9 protein-coding genes are annotated in these 14,794 nt (G+C 45.6%); 5 read left to right on the forward strand and 4 right to left on the reverse strand.

What is annotated here, in order from left to right:
- Positions 1–19: 19 nt before the first annotated feature.
- On the reverse strand, positions 20–4,153 hold the full coding sequence (locus tag BGP76_RS03205) for a carbohydrate-binding protein (protein WP_119843571.1): 4,134 nt from the start codon (positions 4,151–4,153) through the stop codon (positions 20–22).
- A gap of 364 nt (positions 4,154–4,517) precedes the next feature.
- Between BGP76_RS03205 and BGP76_RS03210 the strand changes: the two genes are divergently transcribed.
- The 5 genes from BGP76_RS03210 (at position 4,518) to BGP76_RS20380 (ending at position 11,139) form a co-directional block, all read left to right on the forward strand.
- The gene (locus tag BGP76_RS03210; RefSeq protein ID WP_119843572.1) at positions 4,518–6,944 is read left to right on the forward strand and encodes an ATP-binding protein; all 2,427 of its coding nucleotides are present in this window, start codon (positions 4,518–4,520) and stop codon (positions 6,942–6,944) included.
- The gene (locus BGP76_RS03215; protein ID WP_119843573.1) at positions 6,941–8,284 is read left to right on the forward strand and encodes a sigma-54 dependent transcriptional regulator; all 1,344 of its coding nucleotides are present in this window, start codon (positions 6,941–6,943) and stop codon (positions 8,282–8,284) included. The genes BGP76_RS03210 and BGP76_RS03215 overlap by 4 nt, the downstream gene beginning before the upstream one ends.
- Before the next feature lie 131 nt (positions 8,285–8,415).
- Positions 8,416–8,913: a hypothetical protein gene (locus BGP76_RS03220; RefSeq protein WP_073120559.1), complete on the forward strand. Its 498-nt coding sequence runs from the start codon at positions 8,416–8,418 to the stop codon at positions 8,911–8,913.
- Between the two features lie 136 nt (positions 8,914–9,049).
- Positions 9,050–9,952: a hypothetical protein gene (locus BGP76_RS03225; protein WP_119843575.1), complete on the forward strand. Its 903-nt coding sequence runs from the start codon at positions 9,050–9,052 to the stop codon at positions 9,950–9,952.
- Positions 9,953–10,761: 809 nt separating this feature from the next.
- On the forward strand, positions 10,762–11,139 hold the full coding sequence (locus tag BGP76_RS20380; RefSeq protein WP_185146840.1) for a hypothetical protein: 378 nt from the start codon (positions 10,762–10,764) through the stop codon (positions 11,137–11,139).
- Between the two features lie 204 nt (positions 11,140–11,343).
- On the opposite strand, the gene BGP76_RS03235 is transcribed toward BGP76_RS20380, so the two are convergent.
- From BGP76_RS03235 to BGP76_RS03245, 3 genes are read right to left on the reverse strand one after another with little or no spacing between them, the layout of a single operon-like run.
- A complete protein-coding gene (locus BGP76_RS03235) occupies positions 11,344–12,831 on the reverse strand; it encodes a lipopolysaccharide assembly protein LapB (protein ID WP_147407360.1) in 1,488 nt (495 codons plus the stop codon).
- A gap of 37 nt (positions 12,832–12,868) precedes the next feature.
- Entirely contained in the window at positions 12,869–13,654 is a 786-nt protein-coding gene (locus BGP76_RS03240) for a zinc ribbon domain-containing protein (protein WP_073119353.1), read from the reverse strand.
- Positions 13,655–13,661: 7 nt separating this feature from the next.
- Positions 13,662–14,756, reverse strand: a complete 1,095-nt coding sequence (locus BGP76_RS03245; protein ID WP_119843577.1) for a Nif3-like dinuclear metal center hexameric protein — start codon at positions 14,754–14,756, stop codon at positions 13,662–13,664.
- Positions 14,757–14,794: the final 38 nt, after the last annotated feature.

The following is a 14,794-nucleotide window of genomic DNA, read 5'->3' on the forward strand; positions in this document are numbered from 1 at the left end:
AAATCTAGTTTTTGGGCTGTTACTGTTTGATAAAGCGTTGTGTATAGCTCTTTTGTGCCGTATGCAGTCTGAGCATGTAGACTCCATTGGGCAGGTGGCTCAGGTCAAGAGTGATCCCATTGCCGGCAGGGGTCCACTGTAGCTGCTGGTAGCTCTTGCCTGTCAAGTCCAAGATTTCCATCCACTCTATGTCCATACCTGATTGGTTCACTTGTAGGTGATGGGTGGTAGGATTAGGGTATAGTGTGAACGCCTGTTTTTCCTGAGTTAGAGCAGGGGAATTAATCGTTCTGGCACCAGAGCAGCTACTGCCTACTACGAAACTGTGTGGGTTGGCGGCTGTGTTCCTTTCGCCCCCTTCGGGTACACTGTATGTGTAGTAGAAGTAGACCGTTTGTCCTTCGCTCACATTGGATAGCGTCAGTGGCGTATTGGGAGATACGCCATAGCCAGGGTAGGGGCCCGTTGGGTTTGTGCCGTAGTAGAGGATCGCCAGTGAGGCACCGACTCCCGCATACCCAGGTTCAAAAGTTAAAGCAGGTGTATTGCCACCTGTGATACTATAGGTATAATCCCCATTGCTAGGTCCTCCTGAACAACTGCTCACTACACTGTTGACCGTGAGGTTGGTGTTGGCGCTGATACTGCCACTGGTGGCTGTGATGACATAGTTGCCCGCGCTGCTGGCCGTATACAGCCCACTGTTGTTGATGCTACCACCTGAGGCAGACCATGTATAGCTAGCAGCGATAGGGTCACCATTTTGGTCATATCCTTGTGCACTGTACTGCTGTGTCTGTCCTTCGTCTATTGTCGCATTGTTTGGTGAGACCGTGATAGTGGTCAATACAGGAGCTTCGTCTAGGCTAAAATCCATTCTGTTGATGTTGAAACCACTTGAAGTCGCTGCTAAGCGCAGTGTTTGACTGCCTGCCGAAAGACTGACTGATGAAGTCACGGTCGTCCATGCTTGCCATCCTCCTGTGGCGGTGAAGGTGACGTTGGTGAGGGTGGCACCATTGGATTGTATGTCAAAGGTTTTTTGCCCAGCGCCAGCTGCGGCCAACCTAAATGCAACGGTGTAGCTGCCTGATGTGGTTACGTTGACCTCATAGTCTAGCCAGTCTCCTGCATCGATATAGCCGACGTTGATGCCGCCTCCTGCGTCAGTTGATGTCTCGGTTTGAATACCTGAAGCATCGCTGTAGTCTTCAGCTTCGATACTGCCCGGTATTGCTAGGCCTGTACTGCTTGGTGTGACCAGTACAGGAGCAGTGGTTGTGATCGACCCTGCCTGTGCACTAATGGTGAAGTTGCCCTCGGCTGTCGCGGTGTAGGTGCCATTTTGATCGATAGTACCACCGTTTGCGGACCAATTGATGTTGGCAGACATGGCATCACCGTTTTGATCAAAAGCTTGTGCTGTGTAGACCTGTGTTTGTCCTAGGACTAGGTTGGCACTGGATGGAGACACGGAGAGGCTGGTCACTACAGGCGTGAAAACATCCGACTGTATGTCGATCCAGTTGATGTTAAATCCGCCAGTCGCTGCGGAGAGTCTGAGTGTCTGACATCCTGCATTGAGCGTGATCGTACTGTTCACAGTGGTCCAGTTTTGCCATCCACCTGTACCATTAAAGTTGACAGTCGCAGTACTGTTGCCATCGATCAGTAGGTCGATAGATTTAGCCGCTGTACCATCACCAGCGATACGTAGGTCGATACTGTAATTACCCGCATTCGGGACATCTAGGATATAGTCCATCCAATCCCCTTGGTCTATCCATCCGACATTGAGTCCACCGTCGGTGTCAGATGTAGCCTCTGTGTCTGTACCACTGGTTGAGTTGTAGTCCTCTGCTTGTATCAGCGCAGGCAGAGGCGTACTGCCAGCGCAGACAGAGGCTTCTGTGACGGTGATTTCTACCGATGCGGTATGGGTCAAGCTGCCGTCTGAGACTGTCAGGCTGGCGGTATAGCTGCCGGTAGCTGTATAGGAGTGAGAAGTAGAAGCTGTTGTTGCGCCATGTCCATTTCCAAAATCCCAAGAGTAGCTCAATGGGTCTCCATCGGTATCAGTCGATCCTGCTCCGCTGAACTGTACAGCCAATGGGGCATTGCCTGAGGTTTGATTTGTGGATATTACAGCGGTAGGAGCGGTGTTCGATCCATCATATTTGTAGTACACATCTGCAATGGCAATATCGCTGATGTTGCCCGCGCCACTGATACTGAGTAGTTGTAGGACATTGGCGAAGTTGACACTTTCGAAATCCGCCAATGGAATCTCTATTTCGTGCCATTGCCCATCTCTGGCAAATCCATAGGGATCACTGCCCGCGTCGAAATAGATCACGTCTTCCTGTAGTCCGACATTGATTCTCATTTCCAGCGTTTCGGTGGCAGACGATTTCATGGCGAGGTGCAAGTAGCCTCCCTGAAATGCCGACAAGTCGTGCAGTTCGTTGGCGGTAAATGCAAAGCCAAACCAGCCCTTGTTGTTGTGTGTGTAGCTGAGCGCTGCTTGCCCATCGAATGTCTGAGGAGTCCCTGCGATGAGTGTTTCGCCCCACACGAACAGCTCACCTTCGGTACCTAGGTCGAGCTCGTCCGCTACGGCCGATTCGGTAAACAAACCATAGTCTCCTAAGGCAGGTACGACTTTGGTGACTTGAGTAGAGGGCTCAGAGGAGTAGTGGATTTCGTCGATCTCTATTGTGAGGTCCGTACTTGGCTCGTTGAACTCCACATTGCCAATGATCAGCGGCATGTAGACTTGTTGGAAGTTGGTGATCAGCAGGGAAAGTGGAATCTCTACATCGTGCCACTGGCCATCACGGACCAATCCATATTTTTCTTCGCCACTGAGAAAGTCAATGCCTGCACTTCCACTGGCGCTTTCCGCAGAGATGCGAAAGGGCTCTTGTGACGAAGTTTTGAATTTGAATCGCAGCGAGCCGTTGCTATAGTTGGCGAAGTTGAGCACATCGGAGCTGTTGAATCCTAACCCAGCCCACTGATTGGCAGGGAAGGTGATACTATAAGCAGAATCTCCGTAGATACTGGCGACCGTCTGGATAGTGAGCGATGGCGCTACTTCGGCTTCCCAAGTGAATATCTCCGAGTCTACCCCGAAACCAAGCGAGCGAGGTGTACTGTGCGTCTCGTCATAAATGCCAAAGCCCTGAGCAGGGAGTAGGTCAGCCTCTACATTGCCTAGCGTAACCTGACCCTGTCCAGAGATGTCATAGACGCGGACATAGTCGATTTGCATGCTGGACTCTGAGCCAGGGTTGGGGAGGGCGCTGACATTGGCGGCAGTGTTTTCTCCGTTGCTGGGGTCAAAAGGTAGCCATCCGCCGACGGCTAGATTGAGGAGTATGTAGAAGTTGTCTCCCGAGAAGAACTCGTTTTGAAAGGTAGGTGTATTGGGGATACTGAATATGACTTTGGCTGTAGACTCTATCGGTTCACCTTGAGCATCCGTTTGGAGGATGAGTGTAGTGAGAGAGTCAGGTGTCCAATGCGCTCGGTAGACGAAAAAATCGTCGTTTAGCTGCTTGCCCGCTTCGATGCTCGCGTCATATTTGAATGCCTCTTCATTGCCGTATTGAAGGTTTCCTGTCACTCCAGCGTCTTCTGCTCTCCAGAACACGTTGGCTTTTGCTACGTCATTGCAGTCTGTAGAGAGCGCATTGAAGCCCGCTTCCATGATGTCAATCTCTCCCGTGAAGGGCCAGCGATTGGCATCTCCGAGCATCCAAAAGGCAGGCCATAGCCCATTGTTCATGTCGGGCAGTTTGATACTTGCTTCGATCATTCCGTATTTGACGCTTAGCTTGTCTTTGGTGAGTAGTCGTGCGGACGTGAATTCTTTGCCGTTGACGTTTTCGCGTCTCGCAGTAATCGAGAGGATTCCGTTGGATACACTGGTGTTTTGATCGGTGTAGGTCTGTAGCTCTTGGTTGCCCCATCCGGGGATGCCTTCCGCTGATCCATCACCGATGGCGTAGCTCCAGATGTTTTGGTCTAGCGTCGTCCCGTCGAACTCGTCCGACCAGAGTAGGTTCTGTGCCTTCACGGTAGTAAAACTCACCAGTAGACACAGGTAGGTGAGATAGTGTTTGACTTTAGTCTTAGTACTGTCTTTCATAATTTGATGTTTTAGTAATTAGTTATGGGTTCATGCTGTAAACCCATAACCAATGTTTATTTATCCGACTACTATTCAAAAGAAATCACCACTACAAAAATTCATCATTCCTTTGATGCTTAGTGATTTGTGAATGAATGATGGGTGTGAGAAACAACACCATTTCATAGCGTTGGCTGTTTTTGCTACATCATTACTACTTCATGCGTGGAGAGAGATTTTTTCGGAAAACTGCTCAATTTAGAATTGTCAAACTCGGACGATATCAACATATAAGGGGAAACGCCGTAAAGTATTTGAACAAAAGTGACTGCTGTTTTGTGATTTTTAGTCATCTGCTATATTGCTTCTCTATATTTGTGAATTGAAGAAAACCCTGTTCCCATATTTCCTAAGTGCCTCACTGCTTTTCCTGACTTTAGGGGCTGCGGTGGTCGGCTATTTTGCCTATCTCAATCTCAATAATATCATCATCACTCTTGAGAGGGAGGTAGAGCCTAACGTAGATTTGATCACACTGGGGCAAGTATCCAATGAACTGGAGCGGATGGAGAATGCCATTGAAGGGTATGTTTTCTACGAGGACTCTACCTATATGCTAGAGTTTGAAGAAAGTACAGCGCATGCGATTGCACTCCTTGGAGAGATCAAAATCAGAAACGAACATGCGGCGTTTGATGATTATATCGATTCACTCGAAAAACTTATACTTAATAAAGTCACCTTGCTTAATCAGGCGACAGAACTGGGTATGGAAACAGTAGAGGAAACGATTCAGTATATCCATAAGATTGGTGAGAAAAAGAAAGTAGAGCCTGCTGAACCCGCTCAGGTCAATGTAGTCGTTCAGACCAAGAAGATGGGCTTTTTTCAGAAGCTACTGGGCAAACGAAATCAAGAAGATACTGTGGCGGTCGATACGGTCAAGACTGTTGATAATCGTACCGAAGAAGTCTGGACAGAGGTGAACTCACAGTTGGATTCAATTTCACGGTCAGCACAGAAACGCGCCTACAATAAGAAGATAAGAGAATATACACTCTACCAAGATCATCTCGATATCGATAGACAGATCGTGTTGCTCATCGCTGAGATGGAATCATGGCAAGTGGAGCAGATCAAGACCCGTGCTACGTATGCTAAGGATAGAGCGGAATTTACCAATCGCTACGTGACGATATTTACCGTCATGGCGGCAGTGGTGCTATTGATTACCCTGACAGTACTCATCATCTATGTGCTGAGGACGCGCAGCTATCAAGATGCACTGAGTGCTGCCAGAGAGAGTGCGCTGCAGACTGCTCAGGACAAAGAGCAATTCTTGGCCAATATGAGCCATGAGATACGGACACCCATGAATGCCATCGCGGGTTTTTCTAACTTACTACTAAAGTCTAAGCTAAGCCACAAGCAAAAAGATCAGGTAGCCATCATTGATAAATCTTCTAAACACCTGCTTCACATCGTCAATGACGTACTGGACTTTACCAAACTCCAGTCAGGTAAAATCAAGCTGGAGGAGGTTGCTTTTAAGCCTATTGAGGTAATACAAGACGCAGTACAGCTCCTCGAACAAAAAGCCCAAGAAAAAGGGTTGGTTTTGGAACTCAAAATAGGAGAAATGCCCAGCGGATTGACAGGTGATCCGTTTCGCTTGAAGCAGATTTTGCTAAACTTGATTTACAACAGTATCAAATTTACAGAGCAGGGGAGTGTACTGGTAGAGGCGACTACTGTTGAAAAAGAGTCAGCGGTGGTGTTACAACTGTCTGTGACTGATACGGGTATTGGCATCCCCACGGATAGACAGCAACAGATATTCGAAGAGTTCGAGCAAGTCAGCCAGGGAGATAACCAAAAAGGGACAGGTTTAGGTCTATCTATTACCAAGAAGTTGATAGATATGCAGCAGGGGATGATATCCCTAGAGAGCAAAGTGGGAAAGGGTACGGTTTTCAATATCCAGATACCATACCAACCTATAGATCTTCCCGTCGAAGCATCAGGTACAACAGATACCGTAGCGCTTCGTGACTGGTCAGGGACGCATGTGTTGATCGCCGATGATGAGTTGTTTAACCGTAAGCTTTTGACCACTATACTAGATGAGCACGGGATCACATACCAAGAAGCGGAGGATGGTCAAATAGCCTATAACTATTTGACCAAAGAACGCTATGATATGCTGCTACTTGATTTTCGGATGCCAAAAATGAATGGCCCAGAGTTAGCCGTTAAGTTGCGCGCTTCGTCTATCGAGAATGCAACCATACCTATCATCGGACTTACCGCCACCATATCGGATCAGGATATCCTAAAAGCGAAAGACGCAGGTATAGACCATGTGCTGAGAAAACCATTTACTCCCGAGGATTTGCTAGCTACGATGGCAGGAGAACTGGATCAAACCAATATTGAGAGCAAAGAAAATCGTACACCTGACGACCACCCCATGTTTTCGTTGGAGGGACTGAGTCGAATGGGAGATGAGGCTTTTGTCATGGATATGGTAGAGACTTTCATCCAGAGTACCGAGACCAATCTTGATCTACTCGATCAAGCCCTGCAGCGTGAAAACTGGGAAGAAGCTGCTGATGTGCTGCACAAGATCATCGCTCCGGCACGTCACTTTCGGTTGACACAGTTGGTCACATTGATGAAAGAGACCGAACTCACTGCACGTCAGGGAGTCGCTATCTCGGCAGAAGATTATAAAGAAATCCGTCAATCTACGTTTTCAGTGATTGCGTCGCTTCGCCTATATTTACACCAAACACAACAAGCGCAATGAGAGATAAGCCCATGAAGGTATTTGTAGTAGAGGATGATGTGTGGTATAGCAAATTATTAGTGCACACCCTGAGTCTCAACCCTGATCATGAGGTGACGCCCTTTACAGATGGCAAGTCGCTGCTCGATCAGCTCAAACAGAAACCTGATTTGATTACCCTCGATTTCCGCTTGCCAGATTACTCGGGTACGGAGTTATTCGACAAGATCAAGGCTTTTGATCCCAACATAGAGATTGTCATTATCTCAGAGCAGCAGGATATTGAAACTGCTGTGAGCCTACTCAAACGTGGGGCCTACGACTACCTGACCAAGAGCGAAGACATCAGGGATCGGTTGATCCATGTGATGAACCAGCTAGGCAAGAACAGAGAACTCGTGCAGCGTGTTGAGACCTTGCAAGAAGAGGTAGAGCGCAAGTATGATTTTCAGTCTAGTATTATCGGGCAGAGCAAGGGGGTCAAGCGCGTCTTTAAGCTCATCGAAAAGGCTGTATCGACCAACCTGACTGTCATGATCTCAGGAGAGACTGGGACGGGCAAGGAAGTAGTGGCCAAAGCGATTCATTACAACAGTCCGCTCAGTAAAAAACCATTTGTGCCTGTCAACATGAGTGCGATCCCTAAAGATCTCGTGGAGAGTGAACTATTCGGTCATGAAAAAGGAGCCTTCACAGGCGCAACGGGTCAGCGCATAGGCAAGTTCGAACAGGCGCATGGTGGGACGATTTTTTTGGATGAGATTGGAGAGATGGATATTTCGCTACAGGCCAAACTACTCCGTGCCCTTCAGGAGAAAGAAATCACTCGAGTAGGTGGGACGCAAACCGTGAAAGTCAATAGCCGTGTCCTAGTCGCCACACACCGAAACTTGCAGGAGGAGGTGAAGAATGGCAATTTCAGAGAAGATCTTTACTATCGACTTTTTGGTCTTCCTATCGAGTTGCCTCCTCTTAGAGAGCGTGAGAAGGATGTATTGATCCTTGCCAAGCATTTTGCTGAGTCTTTTGCCAAAGAGAACAAGCAAGCCAATAAGAGTTTTACTAAAGAGGCGCAGCAGAAACTGCTCAACTATTCCTATCCCGGCAACATACGTGAGCTCAAAGCCATCGTAGAATTGGCGATGGTGATGGCGGATGGCTCGGAGATCGTACCCGATGACATTACTTTTGCACAACGCGATGTGGTCACGGACGTACTCTCCGAAAACCTGACAATGAAGGAGTACCAGCTCAAAATCATCCGACTCTACCTCAAACAGAACGACGACAATATCAAACTCGTGGCGGAAAAACTGGACATAGGGCAGTCCACCATATACCGTCTGCTCAAGGAAAACTAATTCCCACTTCCAAAGCTAATTTCTCATATTGAGAAAAATTACAATCCTATAGATGTGTAACTATCTGGTAATCAGTATTTTTTAGATTTGGTATGTCTCTTGGAAGACTAGAGGTAAACAGATTTGAAATCATGAAATATCTGATAATGACATTGACTGGCTTGCTCATGATGACAGGCACACTGTACGCTCAGAACATGCGTTCACGCTACGACTACCAGACTGCCGTTGGGGTGCGTGGCATTGGGACTTCTGGGCTGACGATCAAACATTTTACGAAACGATCTACGGCGATAGAAGGGATCATCGGGTTTTATCCGAATGCATTTTCGGCGACTGTACTCTACGAGCGCTATGCCTCAGCCTTTGACGTCCGCGGACTCAATTGGTACTACGGTGTGGGGGGACATATAGCCACTCAGTCAGATGTGGTGGACAATGAGGGTATCTATCGCCGCGAATCCTCCGAGTTTGGTCTCGGGGTGGATGGGATATTTGGGATAGAATACAAAATTCAAAACGTCCCCATCGCAGTTAGTTTGGATTTCAAACCCTTCGTCGAAGTAGCCACGGATGGAGATGCTTTTATGGCATTGGATCCTGGACTGGGGATCAAAGTGGCTTTTTAATCGCAGCGTGATAGCCTGTTGGGTTTTACACCCCTGTGAGGATTTGTTATCAAATGAGAAACACTAAATCAATCAAAATTCCAAAGTGGAATTTGTTAACCATAAATAGAAAATAAGAACCTAAAATTTAATAATCATGAAAGATAGAACCATTAAAATCACATTATTCGTCAGTGCGCTCGTCGTGACGGTGGGGCTTGCGGCGTTGTTCTTCACGATGGAAGAGGAGAAAGGTCGTTTGTCTGAGAAGTCTATGAGACTGGAAGAGAAACTACAGAGCAGAGATTCTGCATACAACGAGATCATAGACATCATGTACAACGTAGAGTCTAAGATCGAGACGATCAAGGACAGAGAAAACCTCATCACACAGACTGCTGTAGGTGAAGTGACCAAGCAAGACCAGATGCAGATGATGAGAGACATGAGTCTCATCGATAGCCTGATACTCGAGACCAACGATAAGGTGGCGAGTCTTGCAGATAGATTGGACAAAGCGAATTTTAACCTCAAGTCTTTTCAAAACAAAGTAGGACAACTGTCTGCTGATTTGAAAGAAAGGCAAGAGTCGTTGATCGCTCTCAGAGACAACCTGAAAGAGAAGGATGTCAAAATCATAGAGCTCTCTACCGACTTGGCGAGCCTAGAGACCAAAGTAGTCAACCAAGACTCTACGATCCAAGATCAGATGAGTGCTATCAACCAGCAGGAGGATAGACTGAACACGGCCTACTTGGCGATAGGGACCAAAAAAATCCTAGAAGAAGAAGGTCTCGTGACCAAAGAAGGGGGATTCCTTGGCTTGGGCAAAACCACCGCACTGAGACAAGATATGCCTCAGGAAAAATTTGAGGAGATAGATATTCGTACCGTCAAGAGTCTCGCCATAGACGCTGACGAAGCAGAACTCATCTCGGAGCACCCTGCCAGCTCTTATGAGCTGGTCAAAGAAGGTGACCATGTGAAGTACATCAGAATCTTGGATTATCAAGAGTTCTGGAAGATCTCTAAGTTCTTGGTAGTAGCTGTCAATAGCTAATACTTGGTCAGTTTGTGCACTTCTCGATCGGTGGATCGGGGAGTGCTAGTTCTTAATACACAAGATCGATACGATCAATCAGCAATAATGAAGGAATGACACACGAAGAGTAGTCAAATTTGTGTTTCATTCAAGCGGATGCTGCTATCTGCGACGAAGGCCAGCGTAATGCTGGTCTTTTTTTGAGTGTAACAATGTCTGGAAGTTAGATGCATGTAGAATATGATAAGTCTATTCATCTGATACAGTTATGCAATCAAATTTTAAAAATAGTATCTGTTTCGCGAGTAAATTTTGACCAACGTCTATGTGATTTTTCTTATGCACTAGTTCGAGAAAGATGATCATCCAATTTTTTACATTCTTAGGTCAATTGAAAATGCTATGCTATTTTGAGTTTTTGAAACCAGCCTTGGCTAGCTTTTGATGCTTAGTTTGATGTTTTTGATATTTGTGCAACAGCGCAATTAACTATTAATTGCTTCTTTGAGCTGTGGGAGTTTAGTTAGATCGGTATTCTCGTAGAGTATGTCAAAAATTACACCTTTTTGATATTGTTTTCCTTGAGCTGTAGATTGATCTAGTGTTTTTAAATGTTGACCGATCAATCTTGGAAATAATCTGTGAGAATAGATTTAAAATTCGGCATGGAAGTGTGCTGTTTTGTTGTTCAACCCTAAGATACGTTGGGACGCTATTTAAAGAGGGGTAAAAAAGTCCAAATACAGGTGGATGTTTCTGGTTATTTCTTTGATTAGGAGTTTGTATAGTATACATTTGCACCTCCAAAAAATTATTGATAGCGAAAAATGGCTGTAACTAGACTAAAAAGAAAAGGAAGAAGAAATAAGGTTGTTGCAAAACAGAAAGTAGCTAACATCCAGAGATTGAATAGCAAACCAGTGATTAAGGCTGTGGATGTGGATGCAATCAAAGAGGATTTTGCTAAATCTGCATCTAAACCGAAAGCGAAAAAAGCTGAGAAAGTAGAAGAGGTGAAGGCAGAAACTGCTGAAACAACAACTATAGAAGAAAAGCCTAAGAAAGCAGCAGCTAAGAAACCTGCCGCTAAGAAAACTGCTGAAAAAGCAGAGGAGACTGAAGAAAAGAAGCCAGTAGCTAAGAAAAAGCCAGCGGCTAAAAAAACAGCAGCAAAAAAGACTGAAGACAAGTCAGAAGAAAAATAAGCAAGCACTAAGCTTACTACTAAAAGCCTTGATAGTTAACTGTCAAGGCTTTTTTTACGCCCTGAGTCTGAATGATAACTGACATGAAAAATGTGCAGCCGTTATCTTTAGTTGAACACGAATGACGCCATGGCATCATCGCAGTTAACTACCCTGATGTGTGTGGTTTTTTTACGACTGTGTGGTTCCCAGTCCTTTGAGCTGTTACTTTTTGTCTTGAATCAATAGTAAAGCTGCCTTTGCTTGGTAGTCGATCCCGTCCTTGTACTTGTGCTTGTTGTAGGATTGGGCTTTCTTGAAATAGTATTTTGCTTTTTCGTAATCCGCTCGTGCTTCATAGATGTATCCAGTTTGTAGGCAGGCTGAGGGTGCAAAATACCAGTTCTCATTTCCTGATTTTTTGATGACATTGAGGTAGTTAAACAAAGCTCCTTCTGAATCACCCTGTTTGTCATACAGTCTGCCATACCTGTAGAAGTACTCTACTTCGTCCTTCTTATTTTTGATACTTTCTTGTTTAATCCGATCGAGTGTACGCTGTGCCATACTAAAGTATCCGCCATCGATGGCCAGTCGTGCCTTATATAGTTCAGGGTTTGGGTAGCGGTCATTGGAGAGGTAGTCTGTTGCATTTTTGTCTGCAGCGACGAGAGACCTTCCCGCTTTTTTGGCTTTGTCCCAGTGTAGTTCTGCATTTTTCTTTTGCCCCTCTAGCCAGTAGGTCAGGAAGATTTTGAACCAAGTGTCTTTGATGTAGTTTTCTCCCTTGTGCATATTGAGGAAGCGTGCGTAGTTGAGTCTAGCTAGGGCGTATTGCTGTTTTTGTAGATAGATCTCGCCGAGCTTGTAGTAGATGTTGGTGATGGGGTAGTAGCTGTCTCCTACGAAGGTTAGCTTAGTCAGTGTTGGGAGAGCTTCTTCGCTTTTGGCATATTTGACGAGCGCTACATTGTAGAGATAGCTGACGGCTAGGTTGTCCTTGTTGTGTCTGCGGATCTCATCTATCAGATCCATTGTCACCTTTTCCTTGTTGATGATATTGATTGCAATAAGACACTTGGATAAGCTAGTTTCTAGCCAGTAAGGGTTTTGAAAGGTGATGTTACTTAGTTCTTCCCAGCCTTCGATGACATTGGCACGTAGGCCGAAGTAGCGAAGTATCCAGTGGTAGCTCTCTGGGACTACAGCGAAGAGTACGTGCAGTGTGCCGAGTGTTTTGTTGTTGTGTACAAAATCGGGGAATTGTTCGATGTTGTCATTGATCTCTAGGTAAGCGCTACGGAGTGCCCACCCTGCACGCATTTCTTCCTGAAACATCGTCTTGACGAGTGCCCAGTGTACTTTGATCTCAGCGGAGTAGAAGCGTTTGTAAGGATCGTCACCGTCTAGGGCTTTTAATCCGTCTAAGTGATCTTCTTCGCTATCATCGTACCGATTGTATAGGTCTGGGTCTTCGGTGATGAGTATCTCTAAGGCATCTGCCAAACTTTTCGTGTAGTGGTAGTGTCCTAGTTCTTCGTGGCTGGGGATGATTTGTTTTAGTTTCTTTCGGCCCGATTCTATTTTTAGTTTGAGTATATCCTGATAGGCTGAGTAGACACGTGGGTAGCTGTCTATAGATTTTTGAGCGTGGGAGTCGAGAGATAAGAAAGTAAGGCTGAGTAAAAACAAAAAAAGGTGAGTACGACTCACCTTATATTTTTTGATATTTCCAACAGTATAGCTCAAGTTAAGCTTTTTTCTTAGCTGCAGTTCTTCTTGTTCTGGTTGGCTTTTTCTCTTCTACTTCTTCTACCTCTTCTACATCTGCCAATACTCTACCACAGTGCTCACATACGATCAGTTTCTTTTTCTCTCTGATCTCAGCTTGCTTTTGCGGAGGCACTACGTTGAAACATCCGCCACAGGCACCTCTTTTGACAGGTACTACAGCTAGGCCATTTCTAACGTTTTTTCTGATCTTGTTGTATGAAGTCAATAGACGCTCATCGATTTTGTCAGATGCTTTTTCTCGTCCTTTTAGAAGTTTCTTTTCCTCTTCTTCACTTTCAGAGGTGATGTTGTCGAGTTCTCCTTTTTTGTTGTCGAGATCCTTCTTTCTTTCTTCTAGAATGTTTTTGGTATCAATGATTTCCTCGTTTTTAGCATCCATTTTGGCGTGAGCCTCTTTGATTCTTTTTTCGAGAATTTGAATCTCCAACTGTTGCAATTCTACCTCTTTGGTGATTGCGTCGTATTCTCTATTGTTTCTAACATTCATCTGCTGCTCCTCGTATTTTTGGATCAGTTTTTCTGAATCCTTGATGGCAGTTTTGTTGTTAGTAATAGACAACTCTAGTTCCTCAATAGCACTGTTGTGGTTGCCCACTCTGGTTTCGTACCCAGCGACTTCATCTTCCAGGTCCATTACCTCTTCTGGCAATGCCCCACGGACTTTGATGATTTCGTCTAGTTCTGAATCTATTGATTGTAATTTAGTGAGAGCTTCAAGCTTTTGCGCTACAGTACTTTCCATGAATTTTCTAAAAGTAATTAACCGGATTTGTATTCTCCTCGGAGAAATTGACTGCAATATTAGGTATTTTTTCGGTTAAATGATCATATATTAATTCTTTTGTAAACACTTCACTTTCATAGTGTCCGATGTCTGCAATGATGATAGAATTCTCTGCATCGAAAAACTCGTGATACTTAAAATCCCCAGTGATAAATATATCTGAGCCACTCGCTTTGGCAGTATTGAGGAGGAAGCTACCTGCGCCACCACAGAGCGCAACTTTTTGTATGGTATCGGTGTGGATGGTGGTGTGTTTGATCACCGATAGGTTGAACTGGTCTTTGAGGTGTTGGAGAAAATCCAATGTTGGCATAGGTTTGACTAGGTGGCCGATCATTCCAGCGCCCACTTCATGGTTGGTGTTCTCCAATGTAATGAGATCGTAGGCTACTTCTTCATAGGGATGCGCTTTTTTCAAGGCTTGAATCACCTTATTTTGTAGATGACTAGGAAGGATAACTTCCACGCGGTTTTCCTTTTCCTGATGTTTTTCTCCGACTGTTCCGAGATGTGGTGTAGCCCCTTTGTTAGCACGGTAGCTCCCTGTGCCCTCTACCGAAAAGCTGCAATGTTCGTAGTTGCCGATCTGTCCAGCACCTGCGGCGTGGATCGCTTCTAGTACAGCATCCGTATCGTCACTAGGAATATAGGTCGTCAGCTTGATCAGCGTCTGGTTTTTAGGAGCTAATATTTTGCAATCGGTTAGACCGATGGTGTCTGCTATTTTTCGGTTGACACCTGAGGGGATGTTGTCGAGGTTGGTGTGTATACTAAATAGGGCTATGTCGTGCTTGATGGCTTTGATGACGGTACGCTCGACGTAGTCTTTGCCAGTAAAGCTTTTGAGTCCTTTGAATACGATCGGGTGATGCGATACGATCAGGTTGCACCCTTTGCGTATCGCTTCTTCGACTACAGTTTCGATGCAGTCTAGGGAGATGAGTACGCCGGTGAGTTCTGTGTTTGGGTCTCCCACGATTAGCCGTGAGTTGTCATAGGATTCTTGGTAGGCGGGAGGCGCCCATTGATTGAGGGTATCGATTACTTGACTGATTTTCATTGTGGTCTGTTGTATTGAAACATAGCGTTCAAATCTAG

The sequence above is a fragment of the Reichenbachiella sp. MSK19-1 genome, assembly GCF_003590315.1.
GTDB classification, from domain to species: Bacteria; Bacteroidota; Bacteroidia; order Cytophagales; family Cyclobacteriaceae; genus Reichenbachiella; species Reichenbachiella agariperforans.

Excerpts from the sequence above, each read along its gene's own strand:
- BGP76_RS20380 (WP_185146840.1), top strand. The coding sequence starts at position 10,762 with ATGGCTGTAACTAGACTAAAAAGAAAAGGAAGAAGAAATAAGGTTGTT.
- BGP76_RS03205 (WP_119843571.1), bottom strand. The coding sequence starts at position 4,153 with ATGAAAGACAGTACTAAGACTAAAGTCAAACACTATCTCACCTACCTG.
- BGP76_RS03220 (WP_073120559.1), top strand. The coding sequence starts at position 8,416 with ATGAAATATCTGATAATGACATTGACTGGCTTGCTCATGATGACAGGC.
- BGP76_RS03240 (WP_073119353.1), bottom strand. The coding sequence starts at position 13,654 with ATGGAAAGTACTGTAGCGCAAAAGCTTGAAGCTCTCACTAAATTACAA.
- BGP76_RS03215 (WP_119843573.1), top strand. The coding sequence starts at position 6,941 with ATGAGAGATAAGCCCATGAAGGTATTTGTAGTAGAGGATGATGTGTGG.
- BGP76_RS03245 (WP_119843577.1), bottom strand. The coding sequence starts at position 14,756 with ATGAAAATCAGTCAAGTAATCGATACCCTCAATCAATGGGCGCCTCCC.
- BGP76_RS03225 (WP_119843575.1), top strand. The coding sequence starts at position 9,050 with ATGAAAGATAGAACCATTAAAATCACATTATTCGTCAGTGCGCTCGTC.